The organism is Terriglobia bacterium (assembly GCA_020073205.1).
Classification (GTDB): domain Bacteria; phylum Acidobacteriota; class Polarisedimenticolia; order Polarisedimenticolales; family JAIQFR01; genus JAIQFR01.
On the sequence record JAIQFR010000020.1, the window covers coordinates 26,831 to 52,718 of the forward strand.

Annotated in this window: 24 protein-coding genes; 10 read left to right on the forward strand and 14 right to left on the reverse strand. The window is 69.0% G+C overall.

Annotated features, from left to right (window positions below):
- Nucleotides 1-121 precede the first annotated feature (121 nt).
- The 9 genes from LAO51_06420 to LAO51_06460 form a co-directional block, all read right to left on the reverse strand.
- The gene (locus tag LAO51_06420; protein ID MBZ5638379.1) at nt 122-655 is read right to left on the reverse strand and encodes a hypothetical protein; all 534 of its coding nucleotides are present in this window, start codon (nt 653-655) and stop codon (nt 122-124) included.
- Nucleotides 656-772: 117 nt separating this feature from the next.
- On the reverse strand, nt 773-1,909 hold the full coding sequence (locus tag LAO51_06425; GenBank protein MBZ5638380.1) for an ABC transporter permease: 1,137 nt from the start codon (nt 1,907-1,909) through the stop codon (nt 773-775).
- 2 nt (nt 1,910-1,911) lie between these two features.
- Entirely contained in the window at nt 1,912-3,030 is a 1,119-nt protein-coding gene (locus LAO51_06430) for an ABC transporter permease (protein ID MBZ5638381.1), read from the reverse strand.
- Complete coding sequence (locus LAO51_06435; protein ID MBZ5638382.1) at nt 3,027-3,980, reverse strand: ABC transporter ATP-binding protein; 954 nt, start codon at nt 3,978-3,980, stop codon at nt 3,027-3,029. Before LAO51_06435 ends, LAO51_06430 begins: the two co-directional genes overlap by 4 nt.
- A gap of 2 nt (nt 3,981-3,982) precedes the next feature.
- Nucleotides 3,983-5,359 carry a TolC family protein gene (locus LAO51_06440; GenBank protein MBZ5638383.1) on the reverse strand — a complete coding sequence of 459 codons (1,377 nt, stop codon included), beginning with the start codon at nt 5,357-5,359 and terminating at the stop codon, nt 3,983-3,985.
- On the reverse strand, nt 5,356-6,309 hold the full coding sequence (locus tag LAO51_06445) for an ABC transporter ATP-binding protein (protein ID MBZ5638384.1): 954 nt from the start codon (nt 6,307-6,309) through the stop codon (nt 5,356-5,358). Before LAO51_06445 ends, LAO51_06440 begins: the two co-directional genes overlap by 4 nt.
- 14 nt (nt 6,310-6,323) lie before the next feature.
- A complete protein-coding gene (locus tag LAO51_06450) occupies nt 6,324-7,301 on the reverse strand; it encodes an efflux RND transporter periplasmic adaptor subunit (protein ID MBZ5638385.1) in 978 nt (325 codons plus the stop codon).
- Between the two features lie 10 nt (nt 7,302-7,311).
- Nucleotides 7,312-7,983: a TetR family transcriptional regulator gene (locus tag LAO51_06455; GenBank protein MBZ5638386.1), complete on the reverse strand. Its 672-nt coding sequence runs from the start codon at nt 7,981-7,983 to the stop codon at nt 7,312-7,314.
- Between the two features lie 117 nt (nt 7,984-8,100).
- Complete coding sequence (locus tag LAO51_06460) at nt 8,101-8,763, reverse strand: DUF1054 family protein (GenBank protein ID MBZ5638387.1); 663 nt, start codon at nt 8,761-8,763, stop codon at nt 8,101-8,103.
- Between the two features lie 178 nt (nt 8,764-8,941).
- Here LAO51_06460 and LAO51_06465 point away from each other — a divergent pair, with 178 nt between their 5' ends.
- The 3 genes from LAO51_06465 to LAO51_06475 all read left to right on the forward strand — a co-directional run bounded on the left by LAO51_06465 (nt 8,942) and on the right by LAO51_06475 (nt 13,507).
- Nucleotides 8,942-10,465, forward strand: coding sequence for an insulinase family protein (locus LAO51_06465; protein ID MBZ5638388.1), 1,524 nt, complete (start codon nt 8,942-8,944; stop codon nt 10,463-10,465).
- A gap of 13 nt (nt 10,466-10,478) precedes the next feature.
- Complete coding sequence (locus LAO51_06470; GenBank protein ID MBZ5638389.1) at nt 10,479-12,629, forward strand: insulinase family protein; 2,151 nt, start codon at nt 10,479-10,481, stop codon at nt 12,627-12,629.
- Nucleotides 12,630-12,766: 137 nt separating this feature from the next.
- Complete coding sequence (locus LAO51_06475) at nt 12,767-13,507, forward strand: HAD-IA family hydrolase (protein ID MBZ5638390.1); 741 nt, start codon at nt 12,767-12,769, stop codon at nt 13,505-13,507.
- On the opposite strand, the gene LAO51_06480 is transcribed toward LAO51_06475, so the two are convergent.
- From LAO51_06480 to LAO51_06490, 3 genes are all read right to left on the reverse strand, one after another.
- The gene (locus tag LAO51_06480; protein MBZ5638391.1) at nt 13,497-14,585 is read right to left on the reverse strand and encodes a TlpA family protein disulfide reductase; all 1,089 of its coding nucleotides are present in this window, start codon (nt 14,583-14,585) and stop codon (nt 13,497-13,499) included. The genes LAO51_06475 and LAO51_06480 overlap by 11 nt on opposite strands.
- Nucleotides 14,586-14,906: 321 nt before the next feature.
- Nucleotides 14,907-16,667 carry an ABC transporter ATP-binding protein/permease gene (locus tag LAO51_06485; GenBank protein MBZ5638392.1) on the reverse strand — a complete coding sequence of 587 codons (1,761 nt, stop codon included), beginning with the start codon at nt 16,665-16,667 and terminating at the stop codon, nt 14,907-14,909.
- Complete coding sequence (locus tag LAO51_06490) at nt 16,664-17,737, reverse strand: HlyD family efflux transporter periplasmic adaptor subunit (protein MBZ5638393.1); 1,074 nt, start codon at nt 17,735-17,737, stop codon at nt 16,664-16,666. Before LAO51_06490 ends, LAO51_06485 begins: the two co-directional genes overlap by 4 nt.
- Before the next feature lie 84 nt (nt 17,738-17,821).
- Between LAO51_06490 and LAO51_06495 the strand changes: the two genes are divergently transcribed.
- From LAO51_06495 to LAO51_06525, 7 genes are all read left to right on the forward strand, one after another.
- Complete coding sequence (locus tag LAO51_06495) at nt 17,822-18,682, forward strand: hypothetical protein (GenBank protein ID MBZ5638394.1); 861 nt, start codon at nt 17,822-17,824, stop codon at nt 18,680-18,682.
- Between the two features lie 10 nt (nt 18,683-18,692).
- Nucleotides 18,693-20,063: an SPASM domain-containing protein gene (locus LAO51_06500; GenBank protein ID MBZ5638395.1), complete on the forward strand. Its 1,371-nt coding sequence runs from the start codon at nt 18,693-18,695 to the stop codon at nt 20,061-20,063.
- Nucleotides 20,060-20,971 (forward strand): hypothetical protein, encoded by a 912-nt coding sequence (locus LAO51_06505; GenBank protein MBZ5638396.1) that lies wholly within the window; start codon nt 20,060-20,062, stop codon nt 20,969-20,971. Before LAO51_06500 ends, LAO51_06505 begins: the two co-directional genes overlap by 4 nt.
- Nucleotides 20,972-21,021: 50 nt before the next feature.
- Complete coding sequence (locus tag LAO51_06510) at nt 21,022-21,810, forward strand: hypothetical protein (protein MBZ5638397.1); 789 nt, start codon at nt 21,022-21,024, stop codon at nt 21,808-21,810.
- A gap of 95 nt (nt 21,811-21,905) precedes the next feature.
- The gene (locus LAO51_06515; GenBank protein ID MBZ5638398.1) at nt 21,906-22,787 is read left to right on the forward strand and encodes a M23 family metallopeptidase; all 882 of its coding nucleotides are present in this window, start codon (nt 21,906-21,908) and stop codon (nt 22,785-22,787) included.
- Entirely contained in the window at nt 22,784-23,506 is a 723-nt protein-coding gene (locus LAO51_06520) for a zinc-ribbon domain-containing protein (protein MBZ5638399.1), read from the forward strand. Before LAO51_06515 ends, LAO51_06520 begins: the two co-directional genes overlap by 4 nt.
- A 50-nt stretch (nt 23,507-23,556) precedes the next feature.
- Nucleotides 23,557-24,342, forward strand: coding sequence for a hypothetical protein (locus LAO51_06525; GenBank protein ID MBZ5638400.1), 786 nt, complete (start codon nt 23,557-23,559; stop codon nt 24,340-24,342).
- A 70-nt stretch (nt 24,343-24,412) separates the two neighbouring features.
- On the opposite strand, the gene LAO51_06530 is transcribed toward LAO51_06525, so the two are convergent.
- Nucleotides 24,413-25,153, reverse strand: a complete 741-nt coding sequence (locus LAO51_06530) for a hypothetical protein (GenBank protein ID MBZ5638401.1) — start codon at nt 25,151-25,153, stop codon at nt 24,413-24,415.
- Nucleotides 25,154-25,320: 167 nt separating this feature from the next.
- A partial coding sequence (locus LAO51_06535; GenBank protein MBZ5638402.1) for a hypothetical protein occupies nt 25,321-25,888 on the reverse strand: 568 nt, incomplete at its 5' end.

Consider the following 25,888-nt stretch of genomic DNA (forward strand, 5'->3'; position numbering starts at 1 on the left):
CGATAGGAAGTTCCGAGAGGCTGAGAATACGGTCGTCGTTGCTGCGCCTACCCAGCACGGCGCCCGCCGGGCGCGGACGGGATGCAGCGTGTTGGCTGCCCGGAAACCGAGGTCGCGGGTCTCACCGACTCGCCAGCTGCCAGCTCACGGTGAACCGGATCACGAGGTCCTGGAGCCGCAGGCACGATTCCTCCGACAGCGAATGGTGCGCGTCGACCGTTCCGAAACGACGTTCGGACCAGGTGATGGGAGCGGTGAGCTCCCGCGCGGGCTCGCGCACCAGCTGGACCTGCTGCGACAGGGCGATTTCCGCCACGTACGCGCTTCCCTCGCCCCCGATGATCGGGTTGCTCTCCACGGTGAAGAAGAGCTTGCCGCACGCCGCGTCGTACCGGCGGCAGCCGTCGACGACCTCGAGCCCCTTTCCCACCAGGAGCTCGGCGATGGGTCGGCACTCGGCCCGCTTGAACGGGTCCTCCTCGGCCCTCGGAGCGAGGAACACGAGCTGGACCCGGCGGAGGCCGCGAAGGCCGAAATCAGGGGGCTGCTCGGGCACGGCCCGCACGGGCGACCGCGAGGAAGCGAGGACGACCATGGCCGTCACGGCGGCACGGAGCGCCGAGCGAAGGGCGGCAAGACGCGTCGTGGATTTCATGGAGCTTCCTCCGGTGGCGCGTGTGCGCACATGACCGCTCTGACAAGCGTACAAGACGGAAGTTCCCGACTCGTGGAATCGCGGTTCGAACCGCCGCGCCCGTGCTCTTCTCTTTCGTCAATCCAGGCTCTTCCTGAACCTCAGCGATGCCGTCGCGAGCACGAGGACGCCGATCCCGGTGAGGATCGCCCCTTCGGGCCAGAGCACGTCGATCCCGGACCCCTTGAGGAAGATCCCGCGAATGATGTTGTTGTAGTACCGGAGGGGGATCACGAGGGTTCCCCACTGGATCGCGACGGGCATGTTCTCGATCGGGAAGATGAGCCCCGACAGGAGGATCATCGGCACCATGAATACGAACGCGGAGGTCATCATCGCCTGCTGCTGAGTGCGCACCACCGCGGACACGAGCAGGCCGAGGCCCAGCGTCGTCATCAGGAACGGCACGGTCAGGAGCGCCAGGAGCGGGAACGAGCCCCGGAGTGGCACACGGAACAGGAGCACCACCAGCGCGGTGACGAGAACGAGGTCCACCATGCCGATCGCCGCGAACGGGAACAGTTTGCCGAGGATCATCTGCCAGGGACGCACCGGCGTCACGCTGAGCTGCTCCAGCGTCCCGATCTCCTTCTCGCGCACCACGGCCACCGACGGGAGGATCATGGTGATCAGCATGAGGGTCATGGCCAGGATCGCCGGGACGTAAAACCAGCGCGTGGTGAGGTCCGGGTTGTACCAGACCCTCGGGACCATCTCGATGCTTCCGGTCGCGGCCATGGCCCGCACCCTCCCGCCGGCCTCCAGACGGCTCCCGACCATCCTCGCTCCCGCCGCGGCGACGATCCGCGACGCGTAGCCGAGGCCGACCACCGCGGAGTTGGCGTCCGAGCCATCGGCGATCACCTGGACCTTCGGCGGGCGCCCCGCGGCCACGGCATCGCCGTACCCCGCTCCGATCACCAGGGCGACCTGCGCGCGACCCCTTACCAGCCATGGCTCGATCGCGCCCGGCTCGTCCTCGCTCCCGACCAGGCGGAAGTAGCCCGACCCCTCGAACCGGTCCAGGAGCGCCCGGCTCGAATACGTCCTGTCCTGGTCCACGAGCAGCAGCGGGATCTCCTTCACGTCCATGTTCGCCGCGTACCCCAGCGCCAAGAGCTGCATGATCGGACCGACGACCATGGCCGGGATCATCTTCCTGTCCCTCCGCAGCTGGAGGAGCTCCTTGACGATCACGTGGAGGAGGACGCGCACGGTCAGACCTCCCGCCGGACGAGACGGACCCACGCGATGCCCAGGACCGCCGCCGCGAAGAGAGCGAGGAACCCCATCTCCGGGAGGTACGTTCCCAGGCCGGCCCCCTTGAGGATCACCCCCCGCAGGATGACGAGGTAGTAGCGGGCGGGGACGATTCGGGTGATCGCCTGGAGGACCGGCGGCATCGACCGGATCGTGAAGATGAACCCCGAGAGGAAGATCGCGGGGAGCATCGAGGTCAGGACCCCGACCTGGAAGGCCATGGCTTGCGATCCGGCGAAGCTCGAGACGAGGAGGCCGTACCCGAGCGCGCCGATCAGGTACACGAGGGTGGCCAGGAACAGGTCGAGGTACGAGCCGCGAACGCTCACGCCGAACAGGTAGCGCGCCGAGACGATGATGACCGCGGTGGCCGTCAGCGAGATCGCGAGGTACGGGAGCGTCTTCCCGACGATCATCTCGCTCGGGCGAAGCGACGTCACGCGGAGCTGCTCCAGGGTCCCGCGCTCCTTCTCGCGAACGACCGAGAGGGCCGTGGAAAGTACCGCGGTGATCATCAGGATGAATCCGATGAGCCCCGGAACGAGGAACCGCGTGGACTTCAGCTCCGGGTTGTACCAAACGCGAGGCTCGAACGCGACGGGAACGGCCTCGACCCTTCTCCCCGTCCCGTTCGGCGCTCGGCCGGCGTTGGCGGCTGCCACGAGGCCCGACGCGTACCCGAGCACCGTGGTGGCGGTGTTGGCGTCACTCCCGTCGAGGATCAACTGGACCTTCGCCGTCCGCCCCGCCGCAAGATCGCCGGAGTACCGCTCCGGGATCACCAGGATGGCCTTGGCGACGCGCCGTCCGAGCAGTTTCTCGAGCTCGGCGCCCGACGGCAGGTCCAGGACGACGTCGAAGTAGGTCGAGTTCACGAACGACGCGATGAGGTCCCGGCTCGCCGCGCTCTTGTCCCGGTCCTCGAGCGCCAGCCGGACGTGCCGCACGTCGAAGTTCACCGCGTAGCCGTACAGGAGGAGCATCATCGCCGGCATGCCGAGGAGCAGCAGGAGGCTCAGCGGATCCCGCGACGCCTGCCGGAGCTCCTTCAGGGCGACCGCGAGGATCTTCCTCATCGCGCGCTCCCCGCGCCGCCGGCGGCGCCCTCGCGCTCGATGTAGTGGATGAACACGTCCTCGAGCGACGGAACGATCCGCTCCGCAGCCGCCGGAACGTTCCCGTCGCGCTCCAGCGCTTCCAGCACTAGTCGGCGCCCCTCGGCCGCGTCCTCGACCACCACGTGGAGGCGGGTCCCGAACACCGAGGTCTCGAGCGCCCACGGCTCCCCTTCGATCCGCCGGTACGCGTCGTGGAAGCTCGGGGCGCTCACCTCCAGGACCACCCGGCCTGCGAACACCTCCTTGAGGCCCGCCACGCTCCCGAGGGCCACGAGCCGGCCGGCGTGCATCAGCGCGATCCGGGCGCAGTGCTCCGCCTCGTCGAGATAATGGGTGGTCACGATCACCGTGACCCCCTCTCCCGCCATCGCGTCGATCAACCCCCAGAACCTCCGCCGCGAGATCGGGTCCACTCCCCCGGTCGGCTCGTCGAGGAACACTAGCTTCGGCCGGTGAAGCACCGCCGAGGCCAGCGCGAGCCGCTGCTTGAACCCCCCCGCGAGGGATCCCGTCAGAAGGTCCTCCTTCCCCTCGAGGCCGGACATCGCGACGGCCCACGCCGCGCGATCCTCCGACTCCTTCCGATCGAGGCCGTAGACCCCGCCGAAGAAGCGGAGGTTCTCGCGAACCGTGAGGTCCTCGTACAGGCTGAACCGCTGGGTCATGTAGCCGATCCGGCGCTTCACCCCCTCGGGATCCTCTGCGACGTCGACGCCGAGGACGGTTCCGCGGCCGGCGCTCGGCGTCAAGAGCCCCACGAGCATGCGGATCGCGGTGGACTTGCCGGCACCGTTGCTTCCCAGGAGGCCGAACACCTCTCCCTCCTCGACGGAGAAGGAAAGGTCGTCGACAGCGGTGAACGCTCCGAACCGCTTGGTGAGCCCCTGAACCTCCAGCGCCACCGTCACGCCTACCTCCCCACCGCGCGGTCGAGGGCGGCGAGCGCCAGGCGGACGCGGGCCAGCGCCGCGGTCCTGTCGAGCCCCGCGCGCATCAGGCCCGTCTCGGCATCGAGCAGGTCGGAGGAGAGCCCGACCCCGGCTTTGAACCGGTCCGAGGAGACCCGGCGGTTCTCGGTGGCCGACTCGAGGCCCCTCGACGCGACGTCGACCGCGCCGAGCGCCGTCCGCACGTCCAAGTGGCGCGTGGTGACCTCGAGACGGATCCTCCGGTCGAGATCGTCCATCTGGCGTCGAATCGCGTCGGCCCGCGCGGCGGCCTGCGCCACCGCCGCGGACGTCCGCCCGCCGTCGAACACGCTGAGCGAGAGGCCGACCCCCACGCTCCAGGTCGACTTGAACGCCTCCTCGGGGGGCAGGATCCTTGGATTCGGGTCGGCGAAGTCGTAGCCGGCCGAGGCGTTGACCTGGGGATACCTGGAAGAGCGCTGCGCTGCGACGACGGCCTCGGCTGCGGCGAGCCGCGCGCGGAGCGCCGCCCGCTCTGGGCGTGCCGCCAGCGCAGCCTCTACCAGCCTCTCGACGTTCCCGGGCAGGACGTCCGGAGCGACCAGCGGGTCGGCCGCCTCGAAGCGGGAGTCCGGTGGGAGATTCAGCAGGCGGACGAGGTTTGCGTTAGCGACCTCGACCTCGTTGTCTGCATCGAGGCGCGCGAGCGAAGCGCGGTCGCGCTCCACCTCGACCGCGAGGACTTCGTTGCGAGCCGCCATGCCGAACTTCTGGCGGTTCCCGGCGTCGGCGAGGTGCGCATCGAAGGCGCCCAGCGCCTCGTCGAGCACCCGGGCGCTCTCCCTCGCGGTGACCAGCGACCAGTACGCCGCGGTGGTCTCGAGGACGAGGTCATCGACGCCGGATTCGACGTCTTTCCCGGCAGCCTCGCGCTCGCGAGAGGCGGCGTCGATCCCGCTCTCGATCCGGCGTCCGGTGTACAGCGGCGCGGTCACGCCGAGACGGGTCCGCCAGTTGTCCGGGATGTTCGGGAAGATCGTGCGGCCGATCGGCGGGGGGAGCGAGAACTCGGGGACGTTGGAGTTGCGCGTGTAGCCGGCGGTCAGGTCCACCGACGGCATCCGCTGCGCCTTCGCTCCTTCGAGTCCGGCGCCGGCCGCCGCCTCGAGCGCGGTGAGCTGCGCGACCCTCGGCGATTGCTCCCTCGCGCGTGCGATCGCCTCCGCCAGCGAGAGGCGCACTAGCGGGTTCACCTCATCGCGGAAGGAAACGTCCCTTACCGCCGTTTCGAGTCGGCCGACAGGTTCCGTCGGAGGGCGTGCGAACGCGGACGCGACGGCGACCAGCGTCGCGAGAGTTACGACCATCGGACGATTCATGTCGATACCTCCCGGCCCTCGGAGGCGCTCTCCGCGGCGCGGATCCTCGCGATGAAGACGTCCTCGAGGGAAGGGGCCGTCGGCCGGGCCGACTCCACCTCGATTCCCGCGGCAGCAAGGTCCAGCGCGATCCGCCGCGCCTCGTCCGCGGACGCGGACGGGGGGACATCCGGCAGCGTCGCGTGGAGCCGCTCGCCGAACGACTGGACGTCGGCGACGCCGACCCGGGCCGCCAGCAGGTCGGCCGCCCGGCGTCGAGGCACCGCCAGCACCTCGATCACCGATCCGGGAGCGGCGGCCCTGAGCGCCCCGGGCTCGTCCACGGTGAGGAGCCTGCCCTGGCTCATCAGCGCGACGCGGCGGCACCGCTCCGCCTCGTCGAGGTAGGGCGTCGTGAGCAGGATGGTGAGACCCCCGCTCTGAAGATCCGCCAGGATCTTCCAGAAGTCGCGCCGCGAGACCGGGTCGACGCCGGTGGTCGGCTCGTCGAGGACGAGCAGCTCGGGGGTGTGGATCAGGTTGCAGGCCAGCGCGAGCTTCTGCTTCATTCCGCCCGACAGGCGGTCGGCGAGGCGCTTCCCGAACGGGGCCAACTTGAGCGTGTGGAGCAGCTCGTTGCGCCGCTCCCGGGAGGCCTTGACCCCGTGAACCTCGGCGAAGAAGGCGAGGTTCTCCTCCACCGAAAGGTCACCGTACAGCGAGAAGCGCTGCGGGAGGTACCCGACGCGGCGCGACAGCTCCCGTGCGTGCCGGACCGGATCGAGCGCGCAAGTCCGAACGCTTCCCTCATCGGGGGCGAGGAGGCCCAGCGTCATCCGCAGTGTCGTGGTCTTCCCCGCGCCGTCCGGTCCGATGAGGCCGAACATCTCCCCGCGCCGCACGTCGAATGAGACCCGGTCCACCGCGGTGAGTCCGTCGAAGCGGCGGACCGCGCCGTCGACCTCGATCATCGACCCGTCGCCGGTCACCGCCCGTCCCCCGCGGACCGGAGCCGCGCCTCCGCGGGCATCCCCGGCTTGAAGAGCCCGTCGCCGTTCTCGAGGCCGACCTTGACCCGGTACACGAGCTTCACCCGCTCGTCGCGAGTCTGCACGTTCTTCGGCGTGAACTCCGCCTCGGACGCCACGAACGTCACCTTGCCCTTCCTCGACTGCCCGCCGTCGGTGACGACATCCGCCTCCTGGCCGATCCGGATCCGCGCGAGGTCGGGCTCGGCGACGTAGACGGTGAGCCATGCGTCCCCGAGGTCGGTGACGATGCAGAGGGGCGCGCCGGGCGGAAGCAACTCTCCTTGCTCCGCGATCTTCTCGGTCACGACCGCGGCGAGCGGGCTCGTCGTGACCGCGTCCTTCATCTGCTGCCCCAGCTGCGCGATCCTGGCATCGGTGGTCGCGAGGTGGGCGCGTGCGGCGTCGATTTCCTCCGAGCGGGATCCCGCCCGGAGCCGCTCGAGCGTTTCTCGCGCCACGTCCCGTCGGGCGGACGCGACGTCGCGGCGGGTCAGGGCGTCGTCGCGCCCCTTGCTCGTGCCGGACCCGGCGTCGAGGAGCCCTTGCAGCCGGTCGAGGTCCTTCTGCGCGCCCGCGAGGTCGGCCTCGGCTTGGGCCACCTGTGCCGCCGCCACGGCGACGTCCTCCTTGCGCGAGCCGGCGACGCGAAGCCTCAGATCGGCGTCGGCCTGGGCACGTTCCGCCCTCGCCTGCTCGAGGAGGAGATCGAGATCTGTCGTGTCGATTCTCGCCAGCTCCTGGCCTCTCGCCACCCGGTCCCCTTCTTGGATCGGGAACGACTGGAGTCTCCCTCCGATCTTGGTGGAGATCCGCACGTCGGTCGCCTCGACGTGTCCCGAAGCGACGATGAGCGAGGGATCGCGCCCTTGGCCGCAGGAGGCTGCGGTCAGGATGAAGGGCACCGCGGCCACCAGGGATGCGATACGCGCCATGGCGGTTCTCCTATGCCTTTCCGGCTCCGTCCGCCGGCGGTGCGGTGAGACCGCGGACGATCAGCTCCTGCAGGTTGCGAACGAACGCTTCGGTCGAGGGAGCCTGGGTGATCGGCAGCCTCCCGTCGGCGACGAGGCGGCTTCTCATGGGTTCCGAGGCGAAGAAGAAGAGCAGGCTTCCCATCACGACGAGGTGGGTAAGGACAGGATCGACGGGCCGGAAGGCCCCTTCCTCGATGCCCTGGTCGTAGATCCTCCGGACCTTCACGAACAGATCGAGGAAATGCGGGAGTACCCGCTCGGTGAGGTGCCGGCCGCCCGACATCGCCTCGCGGACCATCATGGCGGGGAAATGAGGCCGCCCGGCGGCCAGCTCTGCGAACATCCCGGTGAACGCCCGCAGCATCTCGTCAGCGGGCAGCGCCTGCTCGAACAGAGCCGCGAGCCGCGCGCCGGCTTCGTGGAACGTCGAGATCAGGATCTGCTCGTAGAGCCCTTCTTTCCCGCCGAAGTAATAGGAGATCATCGCTTTGTTGGCCGCGGCCTCGCGCGCGATCATGTCGACGGTCGTCCCACCGAACCCGTACTTGGCGAAGAGCTTCGAGCCCGCCGCCTTGATCGCTTCCTGCGTGACCTCGGCCCCGCGCTGGCCCCTAACTCTCTCTCTCGCAGCGGCTTGCATCGACTCTCCAATCAACCAAATGTTCTAACTAAACGTTTAGATCACATAATACGGCGAGAACCGCCGCCTGTCAAGCTCGGGGAGGGCCTATCGGTCGATCGCGCCCGGGCGGCGGCTCTAAACCCCCACGATTCGGTCGAGGTGCGCGAGAAGTGCGCCGAAGACTCGTGCGGCTTCGTCGAGGAGCCGGCTGCCGCCGACCTTCTCTTCGGCTTGCGGGAGGTCGTAGCGCGCGCCCAGCTCCCACCACACGCCGCGTCGCCGCACCTCGGCGAACGAGCCGGCCCAGTCCGAGGCCGATTCGAACACCCGGCGCGATCCCTCGGGCCATGCGGCCGCCGCGTAGACCCGGAAGGCGAGATCGTGTTCCCTCGCCGCGTCCGCGAGCGCCGCCCCGACGCCCCCGTGCCAGCAGAGGAACTCGAATCGGCCAAATCCGGAGGCGTCGGTGTCCCAACCGAGGCGGACCGCCAGGTGGTCCCGGTGAACGCCGACGTTGAGCTGCGGCGCAGATTGGTAGCCGTGAGCCGCGTGGGAGATCGCAAGCCAGGTGCAGAACGGCTGGTACCCCGCTGGCCAGTCGAGCCGGGGAAAGTGCGCGTAGAGGGGTGACGCGGTCAGCGGCGCAAGGATCTCCAAGAGATCCTCTCCGAGGAGCTTCAGCGCCGGGTGGAAACCCGCGACGATCGCCCGCCGCCGAGCGTCGCGGTCTCGGATCGAGAACGCCTCGAAGGCCCCGGCGGGCAAACCGTCGAACCGCGGTGCAGGGCGAAACAGCATGGTTCCCTCGCCTCGCCGCGGAGCCATTATCCCACGGCCACGACAACGAGTTCCCGTCGGCGATCCCGGATTGAAACCCCGGCCCCCGAATGGCGTAGACTGCAACCCTCACCGGACGAATCTGCCGGCTGCTTCAGCCCTTCTGAGAAGGGGCGATGGGCCGGCGTGCGAGGGTCGCATGCAGCCAAGAAGGGTTTTGCAGGTCGGATGGATCGCGGTGTCGGTCCTGTTGATCGCGGCGATTCCAACGGGCGCGCAGGACCTGGCAGCCTTCGAGAAGAAGCTGACCGAGCACAAGCTGGCCAACGGGCTGACGCTGCTGATCTACCAGCGCCCGACCGCGCCGGTCGTCTCCTTCTTCACGTACGCCGAGGTGGGCTCGGCGCAGGAGGTTCCCGGGATCACCGGGATCGCGCACATGTTCGAGCACATGGCATTCAAGGGGACGACGCAGATCGGCACCAACGACTGGGCCGGCGAGAAGAAGGCCTTGGCCGCGGTGGACGAGGCCTACCATGCCTACGACCGCGAGCGGCACAAGGTCGGGGGGCCCGACGCCGCGAAGCTCGAAGAGCTCAAGAAGGCATGGAAGGACGCCCAGGATGCGGCGGACAAGTACATCGTCAAGAACGAGTTCGGGGAGATCATCGACCGCGAGGGCGGGGTCGGCATGAACGCCGGCACGAGCGCCGACCAAACGGTCTACTTCTACTCCCTCCCGGCCAACAAGGTCGAGTTGTGGGCCTACCTCGAGTCGGAGCGTTTCCTCGACCCGGTGTTCCGCGAGTTCTACAAGGAGCGCGACGTGGTCATGGAGGAGCGGCGGCTGCGGACCGACAGCCAGCCCACCGGCCGGCTGATCGAGCAATTCGAGTCCGTGGCTTTCGCCGCCCACCCGTACCATCACCCGGTGGTCGGCTACATGAGCGACCTCATGTCGTTCTCCCGCGAGGACGCGGACCAGTTCCGCAGGACCTATTACGTTCCGAACAACCTGGTGATCTCCATCGTGGGAGACGTCGAGCCGGCGAAGATCATCCCGATCCTCGACAAGTACTTCGGGCGGCTGCCCGCGGCCCCGCCGCCGCCGGTCGTCCGCACCGAGGAGCCGAAGCAAATCGCGGAAAAGACCATCGCGCTGCCGGACAAGTCCCAGCCGATCTACATCGAGGGTTACCACCGGCCGGCGACGACCGACCCGGACGACGCCGTGTACACCGCGATCTCGGACGTGCTCTCGAGGGGCCGGTCCTCGCGGCTCATCCGGAGCCTCGTGCGCGACAAGAAGGTGGCCGCCCAGGCAGCCGCGATCTCCGGCTTCCCGGGCGAGAAGTACCCCAGCCTGATGCTCTTCTTCGCGGTCCCGACCCCCGGCCACACCAACGAGGAGGTCCAAAAGGCGCTTCGCGAGGAGATCGAGAAGCTCAAGGGCGAGCCGGTCACCGACGAAGAGCTCAAGCGCGTGAAGACCCGCGCGAAGGCCGACCTCATTCGCGGCATGCAGTCGAACCAGGGGATCGCCGACCAGCTCGCGACCTACCAGGCGCTCTACGGCGACTGGCGCGAGCTGTTTCACGCCGTGGAGAAGATCGACAAGGTGACGAAGGACGACATCCAGCGCGTGGCGCGAGCGGCCTTCGTTCCGACCAACCGGACCGTGGGGATGATCGTGAACTCCGACTCCCCGTCCGCGAAGAACTAGGGGAGGGCGGAACATGAGAACCACGAGCCTAGGAGTCGCGCTGTCCGCGGCGGCGCTCGCCGCGCTCCTGGCCGTTCCGGCGGCGGCCCAGGTCGAGAACTACAAGGACATCAAGTATCCCCCGCTACCCGAGTTCAGGATCGAGAAGCCGGCGGTCTACACGCTCAAGAACGGCATGACCGTGTTCCTGATGGAGGATCACGAGCTGCCGCTGATCGAGGTCAGCGCCCGGATCCGCACCGGCTCGGCCTGGGAGCCCGCGGAGAAGACGGGCCTCGCAGGCCTGACGGGCACGGTGCAGCGCACCGGCGGCACATCGTCCATGACCGGCGACGACATCGACGACTTCCTCGCGAACCGGGCGGCGTCCGTCGAAACGGGGATCGACGACGACTCCGGCCACGCGTCGATGAACTGCCTCAAGGACAACTTCGAAGAGGTGTTCAAGGTCTTCGCGGACGTGCTGCGCGCGCCCGCGTTCGCCCAGGACAAGCTGGACCTGGCGAAGGTCCAGGCCAACACCGGAATCGCGCGTCGGAACGACCAGGTGATGGGGATCCTGTTCCGCGAGTTCCCGCGCCTTGTCTACGGCAAGGACTCGCCCCTGACGCGAAATGAGGAGTACGCCACCGTCGCCGCCGTCAACCGCGACGACCTCGTGGCGTGGCACAAGAAATACTACGTGCCGAACAACGTGTACCTGGGGATCGTGGGCGACTTCGACCCCAAGGAGATGAAGAAGAAGGTCGACGCGGTGTTCGGCGACTGGACCAAGGGACCGACCGCGCCCCTTCCGCCGATTCCGTTCCGGACGACCCCGAATCCCGGCGTCTACTTCATCGAGAAGTCCGACGTGACCCAGGCGTACGTGGCCATGGGCCACCTCGGCATCGAGAGGAAGAACCCCGACTACTTCGCCGTCCAGGTCATGAACGAGGTGCTGGGCGGGAGCTTCGCGAGCCGCATGTTCAGCAACGTGCGCTCCAAGAAGGGACTGGCCTACAACGTGTTCGGGAACCTGAGCGCCGATTATCTCTACCCGGGCGTTCTGCGCGCCGGCCTTCAGACGAAGTCCTCCACCATGGCCCAGGGGGTCGAGGCGGTGAAGGCGGAGGTGGTCGGGATCATCGAGAATCCCCCGAACGACGACGAGATGAAGCGGGCCAAAGACGCCATCCTGAACTCCTTCGTGTTCAACTACGACTCCAAGGCGAAGACCCTGAACCAGCAGATGACCTACGCGTTCTACGGCCTCCCCGCGGACTACCTCGAGCAGTATCGCGCGAACATCGAGAAGGTGACCCGCCAGGACGTCGAGCGCGTCGCGAAGAAGTACGTGCACCCCGACCAGATGACGCTGCTTGTGGTCGGGAAGAAGGACGAATTCGACAAGCCGGTGTCGACCTTCGGCAAGGTCACGGACATCGACATCTCGATCCCGCCGCCGCCGGACAAGACGCCCAAGGCGGCGAAGACCTCCGCCTCGCTCGCGGTCGGGCGAGCGCTCCTGGCGAGTGTGGTCGGCGCGCTCGGCGGGAAGAACCCGGGCGACGTCAAGGCGATCGAGACCAGCGCCAAGCTGGTACTGAGCGTGCGTGGCCAGACGATGCAGATGGCGCGGACCAAGCTGCTCGTGTTCCCCGATCGCGTCCACCAGGTCTCGACCAGCGCGATGGGGGAACAGACGCTCGTCGTGACCGGCGGCGAGGGGTTCAGAACGGCAGGAGGCAACACGTCCCCGCTGCCCCCGACGGTCGTGGAGATGATCCAGAAGGAGACGATGCGTGACCTCCGCGTCCTCGTCCGATACGCGTCCGATCCCGGGATGGAGGCGGTGGCGGCGGGCGAGGAGACGGTGGACGGAACGAAATGCCAGGTCGTCTCGGTCAGCTTCAAGGGGTCGGACTGCCGCCTCTTCGTCGCGCCGGACGGCAGGGTGCTGAAGGAGGCCTACCAGGGCGTGAGTCCGCTGACGATGGCGCCGGCCCAGATCGAGGTGCTCTTCTCCGACTACCACGAGGTCGAGGGCCGGTCGGTCCCGCACAAGGAAGTCGTCCGCGTGGACGGCGAAGACGCCATCACGCTGACGCTGGAGTCCTTCAAGGTCGATCCACCGGTGGACGAAAAGCTGTTCCAGAAGCCGGCGGAGAAGCCGGCCGCGTGACGGGTCGTCGATCCTCTCGGTTCGGGAAAGGGTCCCGCGAGCCGGGCCCTTTCCTTTTGGATCGGGGCGAACCGCCGGGGGGTCCAGCCTCGCTCGGTCGTTCTGGAGGGGATGCCCCGTAGTACGATCTTTCCCCTATGCGCTACCCGTTCGTTCTCCTCGACGCGGGCGAGACGCTGTTCGGACCGCGGGAGTCCTTCGGCGCGGTGTACTCCCGAGTGCTGGCGCCGATGGGGCTCGTCCGCTCGGCGGAGGTCTTCGAATCGGCGATCCGCGAGTCGTGGCGCGAGATGGACCGGGAGGTTCCTCCCGGAACGGACCGCTACGCGTTCTTCGACGGAGGCGAGGACGGCTACTGGCTCAGGTTCGCCCGCGGCGCCATCGATCGGGCGGCTGGGGCGCCGATGCCTTGCGGCTTCGCCGAGTCGGCGCTCGCGCCGCTCCGCGAGGCGTTCCGCGATCCCGCGGCGTGGCACGTGTTTCCCGACGTCAGACCGGCGCTCTCGGAGATCCGGCACGCGGGCGGCCGGCTCGCCGTGGTCTCCAACTGGGACTCCCGCCTTCCCTACCTTCTCGAGGTGCTCGACCTGGACGACTTGTTCGATGCCGTGGCGGGCTCCCACATGCTGGGCGTCGAAAAGCCGAACCCGAGGATCTTCCGGAGCGCCATCGAGGCGCTCGGCGCCGATCCGCGGCTCACGCTCCACGTGGGGGACCTGCCCGAGACGGACCTCGACGGCGCGCGCTCAACCGGGATCGACGGCGTGCTCGTGGATCGCCGCTGCCGGCTGACGCCGGGGCCGGGAGTGATAGCGGATTTCGAGCCGCTGCCCCGGATCGTGCGGGACGGGCTGCCGAGCGCCGCGCTCAGGACTTGAGGAGCAGCTTCTTCTTCGCTTCGAACGCCGCGCCGTAGTTGATCTCCCCGGAGAACAACACCGAGTCGATCACCCCGTCGGGGCGGATGATGAAGATCGTCGGGGTGGAGGTCACCATGAACTGGGAACCGATCTTGAGGTCCTGGTCGATCAGGGTCGGGAAGACGAGCCCCTCCGCTTTGCAGAACTCCTCGGTCTGCGTCTGGGCGGCTTCGTTCTGGATCTTCGCGGCCCCGATCACGTTGAGCCCCTCCGGGTGCGCCTTGAGGTAGGCGTTGATCTCGGGCAGGGACTTGCGGCAGTGCGGGCAGTCCTGGGCCCAGAAGATCAGGACGTTGACCTTGTCCGTGGCTAGCAGGCTCGAGCTGTTTCGAACGGAGCCGCCGCCGAGGAGCGGCGCCTCGAACTGCGGGCACTTCTTGCCGACCAGCTCCACGGCCGGGTAGTAGGTCGGCAGCGAGCCGTACGTCCCGAGCTGACCGGTGCTCCCGAGGCGCTGGAGAGCGCCGGCCACGTCCATCTTGTACTCGAGCGTCTGCTTCAGGCTTCCCGCGTTCGACATCCGCAGACGACCCTCCTTGTCGAGGGCCGCCACGTTCGGAACGGTCCGGACGCCGAGGAGGCGGCCGATCTTGAACCCGTCGTCCTGCAGCACCGGGACATGGATCTTGAGCGCCGCGATTCGGTCCTTGGTTGCCTTGAGCCAGTCGGCGGCGTTGGCGGGACTCGTTCCCATCGGCGGCGCCACGACGCCGCAGACGGCCAGCTTCGACGGCCCCACCTCGTCGGCCAGCTGCTGGACCGCCAGAAGGGTCTCCTCCGAGTGGACGTGCTCCGGGATCCAGTAGCAGAACACCACGGGCTTCTTCCCGACGAGGTCCTTGAGGTCGACCTTCGGCGCCTCCGCGCTCCCCGCGCCGAGATTGACGTAGACACCTGTCGGGAATACCTCGCCGAACTCGGCCAGCACCGGGGCCGCCGGCGGGGCGGGAGCGCCCAGCACGACCTCGTGGGACATGAGCGCGAGGGTCAACGCGCCCGCGACGAGCAGGATCTTCGAGAGTCGCCTGACGGCCATGGTGTCCTTACCTCCGGGGCGCCCGAACAGGGGCCGATGAATTATGGGGGCGACCCGTAGATTCTTCAAATCGGGGGCCGGGCAGGGGGGCCCGTCCTCCGGATCCCTCACATTCCGATGGGTTCGTTAGGGGATTCCGCCGCGACCGCCTGGTGAACAGTTCACTCGCAGGTGCGACGGTCGCTGTGCCTGAACCGAACCCCGTGGTCGTTCGAAGCCCCCATAACATGACCCATCGGAATGTGAGGGATCCGGAGGACGGACCGACCGGTCGGACTTTCCGGGATCCGCCAGACCGGCAATCTCCGCGCCCCCTCTCCCCTACTGGACGTGTCCCCGCCGCATCTGGTCGTCGTAGAGCCTGCGGTAGAGGCCGTTCGCCTCGTAAAGGGCGTCGTGGGTCCCGACCTCGACGATCCTCCCGTCGTTCATCACGTAGATTCGATCCACCCCGGCCACGCTGGTGAGCCGATGGGCGATGAGAATCACCGTGCTCCCCCGGACCCGCTCGAGGAAGCGCGCGAGCACCTGCCGCTCGGTCCTCGGATCGAGCGCGGACGTCGCCTCGTCGAGGCAATGCACCGCGGGCGCCTTGAGGAGGGCCCGGGCGAGGGCGAGGCGCTGGCGCTCCCCGCCGGAAAGGCGAAGGCCCTGCTCGCCGACCTGCGTCTCGAGGCCTTGCGGCAGCGTGGACAGGAACTCGTCGAGCCCCGCCACGGCGAGCACCTCGCCGAGCGCGGCGTCGGACGCGCGTGGCGCCGCGAGCCTCAGGTTCGCGGCGAGCGTGTCGTGAAAGAGCTGGGTTTCCTGCGGAACGAGGCCGACCGCACGCCTCAGATTCCGGAGGGGCCAGTCCCGTAGGTCGACACCGTCGAGGAGCACCGCGCCGCGCTGCGGATCGAGGTAACGCGGGAGGAGAGCGGCCAGCGTGGACTTTCCTCCGCCGGAGGGGCCCACGAGCGCCACGACCTCCCCTGGCGAGATCTCGATACCGACGTCCTCCAGGGCCAGCGTGCCGCCGGGCCACGTGAGCCCGGCCCCCCGCAAGACCACCGCGCCGCGGACCGGCGACGGCGCCCTCGCCCCCGGCGCTTCCCGGATCTCGGGAGCCTGGTCGAGCAGCTCGAAGATCCTCGCGAGGGAGGCCCTTGCCACCTGGAGGTCCACGTTGATCTCGATCAGCCCGCCGATCGGCCGGAGGAGCCGTGTCGCGAGAGTGTAGTAGGCGACGAGGCTCCCGACCGACAACGACCCCGACAGGACCCGCGAGCCGCCGATGAGGAACACCAGGACGAAAGCCCCCGTGTTCACCAGGTCCGCCAGAGCGACCTGCCATGCGCCGATCATCGAGAGCGCCAGGTTGGACCGGATCACCGGGCGCGAAACCTCGACGTGCCGACGGGCCTCGGCCTTCTCCCGGAGGAACTCCTGCACGAGTCGCATCCCGGTGAGGCGTTCCTCGAAGAAAGAGTAGAGATCACCGTAAGCGTCCCGGGCGCGACCTCCTTCGTCGCGGAGCCGCGCGTTGACCCGGGCGACGAGGACCAGCAGGAGGGGGTAGGCCAGGACCATCGCGCCGGTCAGGACGGGATCGAGCCAGAGCAGGATCGCGACGATCCCGGCGACGGTGAGGCCGTCGCTCGCCGCATTGACGAGGGTGTTCGCCGCGGCCCGCTGCAGCACGTCCACGTCCGACGTGAGGCGCGCGAGGATGTCGCCGAATCGCTCGCCGCGGAAGAAGAAGGGGGACATCCGCGAGACGTGCTCGTAGAGCCTCGACCTGACATCGAACAGGATCCTCAGCCCCGAGTAGCTGTACAACCAGGTCGAGAGGATTCGAAACGCGACCCGGAAGACGAGCAGCACCGCCAGCAAGCCCGCGAGCAGGAACAGCGCCCGCCGGTCGCCGTCGCCGAGCGCACGGTCGATGATCGCCCGCAGAATGAGGGGGTCGACCAGGCCGAGCACCACGGACACGACGATGCAGAGCCCGATCTCCGCCTGGAGCCCGAGGTAGGGGCGGACGAAGCCGCCGAAGAAGCGCCGGACCATGCCTTTTCGGTGGGGATCCGCCGTCTTCACGGCGCCGACCGCCCCGCGATCCGCTCGAGGAACAGACGGCCGAGCGACACCGTCTCGCCGACCACGATGCGCGCGGTCCCGCGCATTCCCTCACGGAGCGGGCCGGGTCCGCTGGCCACCGGATCGAGGTCGAGGTCCACCGAGAAGCCGCCGGTCTGGCCTCGCCGATCCGCGACGCGGGCGACCGTCGCGCGCACGCTCCCGTGGATCAGCCAGGGAAACCCGTCGAGGCGAATGGTGGCGCGCTGCCCGGGTCGGACCGCGGCGCGGCCGTTGTCGCTCAACGCCGCCTCGAACCGGGCTGGCGCTCCGAGCCCGATCCTCAGAAGCTCATCCCCTTTGCGAACGACGCGTCCACGGAGTTCCGCCAGGTCGCCTCCTTCCACGGCGCCCCCTTCGGGCGCCGTCACCTGGGACGCTCCGATGTCCCGCACGAGCGCCTCGCTCGTCAGCCTCTCCGCTTCGACCTCCCCCTCGAGCCGCCGGGCATCGGCCATCAGGCCCGCCAGCGTCGAGCGCTGCTGCGCGTCGAGCAGGCCGAGGGCGTGCTCGGCGTGCTCGACGGAGATGGCCGCCAGCTTGAGATCGAGATCCGCCTTTTCCACCTGGATCCGCCCGACGATCCCCTCGTCGCCCAGTCGGCGCGCCGCGGTGGCCTCGATCTGAACCCGCTCCCTCTCGACCCGCGCCCGGTCCCGCTCCTCCTCGGCCTCCAAGCGCTCGCGCGGTTGCACCGACTCCCGGAGCTTCGCGGCCTCCGCGAGCCGCTCCTCTCGTTGGGCGACGAGGCCTTCGAAGCGCGCGTGGCGCGCGGCAGCTTCGGACTCGAGATCGCGGCTGTCGAGCCGTAGTAGCAAGTCTCCGCCGACGACCCGGTCCCCGGCGCGCACGCGCACCTCCACCACCACGCCGTCCCGCGGCGAGCAGATCTGCACGGAGCCCCCCGCGAGCCGCCCGTCGGCCACCACGACTCGATCCAGCCGCCACAGTCCGAGAATCGCGGCGGCGCACGACAGGAAAGCGCCCAGGAGGACCAGGAGCGTGCGGAGAAGAGGCAGGCGACGGCGCATCGATCGACTCTCTCGAGGTCGGCGTTCCGCCCCGGTGGCAAGGGTCGGGCGCGGCTGGCGCCGTAGCGCGGTATATTACGCCCGATGCTGCAAAACCTGATCTATCTCGGACTTGCCGAGTCCGGAATGGGCTGGTGCGTCGCCGACGCCGCGCGAGGCCTGGGGCTCTCCTGCAGTGTGCTCTCGCTCGACGCTCCGCTCCTCGGGAAGCCCGTGACCGTCCGCCCGGGCGAGGTGCTCTGGGAAGGGACGAGCCTTCTCGACGCGGGTGCGATCCTCGTCGAGGCGCCTCTGTTCCCGTGGCCTCAGCCGGTGGTCCCGACGGAAGCGCCGGGAGCCGAGCGGGAAGCCCGATCGCTGGCGCTCTCGGCGCTCCGGGCCGCGGCGGAGGTCCGCCCGGTGTGGAACCGGCCGGAGACCGGGCACCTCGCGGCCTCTCCCGCCGTCTCCTTGACACGTCTCGAAGCCGCGGGCGTCGCGGTGCGCCCTTGGCGTCTCGCGCCGGCGCCAGGCGCCGGACAGGAGGCGGGGTGCCTCGTGTTGGACGCGGTCGGGAGGGAGCGCTGGCATCGGACATCTCGCCCGCCCGCGGGGGAGCCGGCGCTCGTCCTATCCGCTATCCCCGGCGAGGTCCTCTGTCTCCTGGTCATCGGAGGGAGGATCGCAGGCGCGTGCCGGGGCGCCGGGGGGGACCTGCCTCCGGTCGATGGTGCGGAGGTGACCGCGATCGGGAGCGTCTCCTCAAGCGCAGCCGGCCTCGCGATCCGGGCGGCCGGCGTGCTCGGTCTCGACTTCGCAGCGTTCCTGCTCGCCGACGGCGACGAAGAGCGGGTGCTCCTGGCCGACGCCGCACCCGATCTCGCCACGTGGAACGCGTTGCTCTCGGGTGCTCTTCCCGCGATCCTCGTCCAGAGGCTGGCCGAGGCGGCCCTCTCGGTCGCATAGGAGACGCGCGTTGAAGCCCTCTCGATACAACCGGATCTTCGAGGCCTCGGACGGTGCGATCCTCGCCTTCAACGGGTGGTCCACCGCCCTCGCGGAGATCGTGCCGGAGGACCTTCCGTTCATCCGGGCCATGCTGGCCGACCCGGACCGGACCCCCGTCGACAGCCCTCACAAACGGGAAATCCGCGAGGCGCTCTGCGCCGCGCGCTTCCTGATCGAGGACGACGTGGACGAGCTGGGTGCCACGGTCGCCGACATGCTTCGCGACCGTTTCCGGACGGATCAGCTCTTCCTGGTGATCGCGCCGACCCTCGACTGCAACTTCCGGTGCGACTACTGCTACGAAGATCACCTCAGGGTCACGATGAGCCGCGCGGTCCGGGAGGCCCTGGTCCGGTTCGTGGAGGAGCGAGCGGCGACGATCAACCTCCTGCACGTGACCTGGTTCGGCGGCGAGCCGACGCTTCCCGCCGCGACGAAGGTCGTCGAGGCGCTGTCCGAGGCTTTCCTCGCCCTGGGGGGGCGCCACGGCTTCGAATACAAGGCTCAGCTCGTCACGAACGGCTATCTCCTCGACCGCGCGCGGGTGGAGCACCTCGCACGGCTCGCCGTCCGGGAGGTCCAGGTAACGGTGGACGGCCCGGCGAGGATTCACGACCGGCGCCGCGTGCTCGCCGGGGGGCAGGGGACCTTCGCAAGGATCGTCGAGAACCTCGGGGCAGGCGCCGACCTCGCTCAGTTCCAGCTCCGCATCAACGTCGACCGGAGGAACGCCGCCTCCGCCCTCGAGGTGGTGGAGATGCTGGAGCACGCCGGCCTGGCGCGCAAGGTCCGCCCCTACCTCGCCCAGGTGACCTTCGCCGGGTCCGCGTGTGGGAACATCCAGGAAACCTGCTTCTCCGACGAGGAATTCGCCCGGACCGAGGTGGAGCTCTACCGCGAGGCGGCCCGCCGCGGCCTTCCGCTTTCGCGTTATCCCTTCCGACTGCCGGGCGCATTCTGCACCGCCGATCGGGTCACCGGCTTCGTCGTGTCCCCGTCGGGGGCCCTGTTCAAGTGCTGGCACGAGGTGACCGCAGGACCGGAGCTGGCCGTGGGCCACCTACTAGACGGAGAGCAGCCGTTCCATGCGGTGAACGAGGCCCGATGGCTGGCCTGGAACCCCCTGGACCGGAGCGAATGCCGGTCGTGCTCGGTCCTGCCCGTGTGCCACGGCGGGTGCCCGATGGTGGCCCTGACCCGACCGGAATCGACGCGAGGTGCGTGCGAGCACTACCGGTACCACCTCGACCCGATCCTCGAGATCCAGCACGTCCGCGGGGCACCGCCGAGCGACGGGGCACCTCCGCGGAGAGGCGGCGCCTCCTCGGAAGGCGCGTGACCCGGGTCGCCCTCATCGGCCCCCCGGATCGCCCGGAGATCGAGCGCCTCCAGGTTCGCCTCGAGGAGCGCGGGGTGGAAGCGGTCGCCCTCGACACCCGGCTCGACCCCGGCATCACCATCGAAGGCCGCGGGGCCTGGGCGTGCGGAGCCGATCTTCGTGGGATTGCCGGAGCCTACGTGGCCGATCTGGGCATCCGGGCCCCCCGGGTACCCACAGGGGCCGCTCGCGAGCACGCATTGGCCGCGTCGCTACGGCACCTGGCAGCGTGGAACGCCCTTCTCGAGCACCTCTCGCTCCGCGCTCGGGTCGTGAACCCTCCCGCCACGCACGATCTCCACGCGCTGAAACCTTTCGAAGTGTTCTCGTACGTCCGCGCCGGCATCCCGGTCCCGTGGACCGTCGCGACCACCGACCCCGAAGCGGTCGGCGACCTCCCCGACGGCTCTCTCCGGGGCTGGGTGTCGAAGGGGCTCGTCGGCGGCTACTCGCACACGGTGGCGTACGAACCGTTGTCGCCATGCGGTCAGGCCGCAGCACCCCCCAACGGAACCGCGAGGATGGTGCAGGAGCGAATCGAAGGAGACAACGTCCGCGCGTTCGTCCTCGACGGCCGTGTCATCGGCGCCGCGGAGGTTCTTCCCGTCGAGGGAGCCGAGATCGACTCGCGGCACGGCGAGACCCGGATCCGCCGGATGGTGTTGCCAGGTGAGGCGGCACAGGTCGCCGTGGCGGTCGCGCGGCGCTGGCGAATGCCGTTTGCCGCGGTGGACTTCATGCGCGACGCCCGATCGGGGCGCTTTCTCGTTCTCGAATGCAACTCGGCGCCGTTCTTCGCCACCTTCGAGGCGCGCGCGGGCCTCGACATCTCGGGACGCCTGGCCGACCATCTGCTGGGGCGCGTCTGAAGCGGCCTCGGTCTCGAGGAGAACGCCTCCGGAACGCGAGGTCGCTCGGCATGGGCCGCAAGATCGAAGATCCGCTCCTGCAACGCATCCGCGGGATCCTGCGCGAAGAGGTGGATCCCTCGTTCGATTTCGTCTCGCCTGGCCCGATACCTTGGTGCAGCCCGCCGGCGGCCGCGCGCGGCCTATCGGTGGCCCTCCTCTCCACCGCCGGCCTGCACCTGAAAGGCGACATACCCTTCCGGTGCATGGACGAGCCGCTCGGCGACACGAGCTTTCGCGTCATCCCGCGCGCCACGCCGCCCGATGCACTCGATTTGTCGGCGCCCTACGTGGACTCGAGGCACATACCTTCGGACCCGGAGGTCGCGCTTCCTCTCGAAGCGCTCGAGGGATTACATCGCGACGGAGCGATCGGCCCTCCGGCCCCACGGCACTTCAGCGTCTCCGGGGGAATCGTCAGGCCTTTCCCCGGGCTCGACGTGACGCTGGACACGGTGGGATCGCTGCTCCGAGAGGATCAGGTCTCTGCGGTCTTCCTGCTGCCGAGCTGCCCGCTCTGCGTTCAGACCGTATGTCTACTGGCGCGCGGCATCGAGGACCGCGGGATCCCGACCGCGTGCCTGACGCTCGTTCCCGCGCTCACCCGGATCGTCGGAGCCCCTCGATCGTTGCACGTCCGATTCCGGTTCGGCGCTCCCTGCGGCGATCCCGGGAACGCGCCGCTCCATCGGGCCGTGCTGGCCGAGCTGCTTCGCCTGCTCGTGGAAGCCGAAGCTCCCGGCTTCATGCGCGAGTCCGACTTGAAATGGAAGCGCGGCGACGTGGCCGGAAGTTCCTAGGGCGCCCGCCTGCACGCGGTTTACTTTCGCCCTACCATCGTTTATTTCGATTTTCGTGGTTGTTCGCCGGCTGGCCGGGAATTATAGTCGCCTGGATGACGAGCTCGGATGGAAAGTGCCGCGGGGCCTCGAGGGGCGCGGGTGCCGACCGCGGCCTCGCGACGCTCCTGATCGCCATCTGGGTGGTCGGCGCGGCCGGGTGCGCCGGGATTCAAAGGCCCCCCGCCAACGCCGCCGTCCCGGCCTCGGAGCCAGCCATCGCGGTGACGCCCGAGGCCGACGCGGCGGTCGGAGCGCGGGGCGCCCTGGAAACTCTGAGTGGCGAGGACACCGATTCCCCGCAAGGGGTGTTCCACCACGTGCGGGACGGGCAGACGCTCTGGCGGATCGCCCGCGCGTACGCCGTGCCACAAGAGGAGCTGCAGAGGGTCAACGGGCTCGATGATCCCGGCCAGCTCGAGGTCGGCCAGGAGATCTTCATCCCTGGCGCAACGGCCGTCCTGGAGGTCCCGCCGTACCCGCTGCCGCTCCCGCTGGTCCCCGTTCCCGCTCCGAGAGCCCCCGCCGCTTTGGCGCGCGACATCGGTTTCGAGTGGCCCGTCGCCGGCGGCCACGTGGTCTCGTACTTCGGTGCCCACCGCCGCACACACCGGCACGCCGGCGTCGACATCGCGGGTGACCGGGGCCAGGAGATCATCGCGGCCCGAGCGGGGGTGGTGACCTTCAGCGGGCGGACCCGGACGGGATACGGGAATCTCGTGATCCTGGACCACGGCTACGGCATCGAGTCGCTGTACGCGCATGACCAGGCCGTTCTCGTGCGCATTGGCGACAAGGTGGAGAAGGGGCAGCCTATCGCCCGTGTTGGCCGCACCGGCAACGCCACGACGCCGCACTGCCACTTCGAGATTCGGAAGGACCGAGTCCCGGTCGATCCTCTCCTCTACGTCTCCCGGCTGGCCGAGGCCCGCCCGTGAAGGTCGAGATCCGCTGCCCCGCGTGCGGGCGCGGTTACCTCATCGACCCAGCGAAGATACCCCGGGCGGGCGCCAAGGTTGGGTGCAAGGCCTGCGGCGCGGCCATCGAGGTGCCTGGACCCGTCGGGCCACCGGCGCAGACCGCACCGGCTCGCCAGACGCCCTCCTCGCCTGCTCCGGTTTCGACGGCGCGTGAAGCTTCGGCGCCGGCCGCGAGCGGCCTCGCCGCCACCCCATCAATGTCGGGGGGGGAGGTCGTGTGTCCCCGTTGCGGCCTGCACTTCGCCCCGGCGAAGGGTGCGCCCGCCGAGACGGGCTCCACCCGGCCGACCGTGCTGGTCGTGGAGGACCTGGACTATTTCCTCGAGATCGCGAAGGAGGCTCTCTCCCCCAAGTACGCGGTCAGAACGGCAAGGTCGCTGCGGGAGGCTCGGGCGGCGCTGTCCTCGGGCCGGATCGACGCGATCCTGTTGGACCTGACGCTCGAGGGAGGCGAGGACGGCCTGACGCTGCTCCGGGAGATGCCCGTCAAGCGATGTCCCGTGCTGATCTTCACCGCCGAGGACGAGGCGGAGATGTACGGCGAGCCCTGGGACCGGCTCCGCGCACTCGGCGCGGACGATCTCGTCATCAAGGGTATCCACGTCGGCGAATCGCTGGCGCGCAGGGTCGGCGCTCTTCTGGGGGAACCCGCCCCTGAGGAGCCGGACCGGCGCTGACGCCTCGGCGGGCTGAGGACGACGCTTCCAGCTCGGCCAAGGGAGGCTCGATGAGGCTGATGAGAGGTTTGACCGCCGCTGCCGCGCTTGCGCTGCTGGCGCCCGCGGTTTCCTCAGGCGCCCGCGCCGCGGTCCTCGATCGCGTCGGGGTCTACACGAACGCCTGGCGGCAGTCGTTGACCGGGACCGCCCGGATCGACGGGGAGGTGCAGGGCGACTCGTTTTCCTTGCCGGGAGACGTCGGCCTCGACGGCGAGAAGACCGTTGGCGAGCTAGGCGCCTGGTTCCACCCATTCGGACGCCACCGCTTCCGGGTATCCGGGTTCTCGGCTTCGCTGAACGGCTCGCGAATCCTCCCGCGACCGGTCCGGATCGGCGATCTCGGCGTCGTCCCGCAAGACACCCCCGTGGACTCGTCGCTGGACCTCAAGTTCTACAAGGCCCATTACTCCTATTCGATCGTCAATCGGGATCTCGTGAACGTCGCCGTGCTCGTCGGCGCCGACATCCTCGACGGGAAAGGAGAGATCACCGCGCTTGACGCCGTCGCGATCGCCTCCCTCAGGGGGACGGTGCCGGTGATCGGAGCCAGCGTGCAGGTCTCGCCGCTCGGCTTCCTCCGGCTGTACGGAGAGGCTACCGGCGCGAGTTGGAAGATCGGCAGGCTGCGCGCCGACCTGCGGGACACCCTGGTCCGCGCCGAGGTGTACACGGGTCACTTCTTCGGCGTGGGCGCCGGGTATCGGAAGCTGAGTCTCGAGGTGGACAAGGACGGTGAGGGGAAGATCGACGCTTCGACCGACGGCTACCAGGCTTACCTGCTGCTCCGGTTTTGATCGGTCAAACGAGCCGGCTCCCGCCGCGCGATCCCTTGCGACGCGCGGCAGGAGCCTTCGAGTTCCGAAATCAGAAGTGGAAGGCCGCGCCGACGTAGGCCGAGGTGCCGCCGAGGTCCAGTTTGCCGAGCCCCGCGAAGTCGCTACTGGGGGTCACCTCCGACCACGAGTGGCGCCCTTCGAAGATCAGTCCCCACGTCGGGCCCATGGGTAGCTCGATCCCGGCCAGGACATGGGTCTCGAACGCGGCGCCACTGTCCTTGAAACGGTCCGAGAAGACCTCCGGCGGATCCAGGGAGAAGTCCAGGAAGTCGCCGGTTTCCTCGTACCTCCAGAAATTGAATCCCGCGCCTGCGCCGAGGTACGGAACCGGTTTGTGCACGCGATGCTCGCCGTGCCGCCCGCGGTAGCCGTAGCGACCGCCGGGCAGGAACCTGAAGTCCACGGTCAGCGGTGTCATGCGAAGTCGGGTGTCGTGAAAGATCGGGAACCCATCCTGGTCGACGAAGTCGCGGTAGGACGAGCGGACCGTCGAGTCGTAGAAGTCGAGGTTGAAGCCGAGCTCGAATCGGTTGCTGAGGCTCGTGACGTAGCTGAACCCCAGCACTCCGTCGTTGAAGTCGCTCGAGCTCATCGTGAAGTCGCGTTCGTTGTTGTCCCAGAACTCGCTGTTGCCTGATGGGAAGAATCCCCCCAGGCGGAACTGGAAGGAGTTGTCGGAGGTCTCGGAGCCGCGGGGCTGGGCGTATGCGGGTGCGGCCGCCGCAAGGACGAGGACCACGATCGCGAGACGGTAAGCTGTGCGCTTCATCGTTCCTCCCACGGCCGCTGCCGCCGGTGCGCGGCGATCTCGGTCATCACGGCCGCGCCGAGGAATTGCAATCGGCGGGCCACGCCGCGGCTCCGGGAACGGCGCCGCGGCGCGGCTGCTCGGGAGAGGAGCTGTCCCCCCGGAGGGACACCGCCGGGTGACATCACCTAGGGTATGACCGTGATCTGCGCGGCCTGGTCGAGCTTCAGCGTGATGACCGTGCCGGCAGGGATCTCGACCTCCTGTCCCTTGGTCTTGGAGGCGACGGCGGTCCCCGCGGCGGCGCCGACGATGGCGCCCAGGACGGTCCCCTTGGTCTTGTCGTTCTTGCTCAGGATCCGGCCGAGGAGCGCGCCGCCCGCGGCCGCGCCGCCGATGGTCGCGGCGTCCTTTCCGGTCTCGCTCTTCCCTTGCTCGGCGAACGAGGCGTCGATGGGAGCGCTGCGTCCCGAGGTCAGCTCCAGCTTGTTGAACTCCAACGCGAGCTTCGCCTGGCCGCCGATCTTCTTGAGGGGGACCGCCTCGGTCACGCTGCCGACGACGACGGAGCCCGCGGGGATCACCGCGATCCCGTCCAGCATCACGTCCTTGGCGACGCGCGCACGGAAGCTGTCCCCGGTCCGGCTGGCCTTGCTCGAGAGGCCATCGAGGAACGCCACCTCGATCGCCGTGCCCGCGGGAACGGTCTTCATCACCGGCTCGCGCGTTGGCGGCGGCTCAGGCGGCGTCATCGGC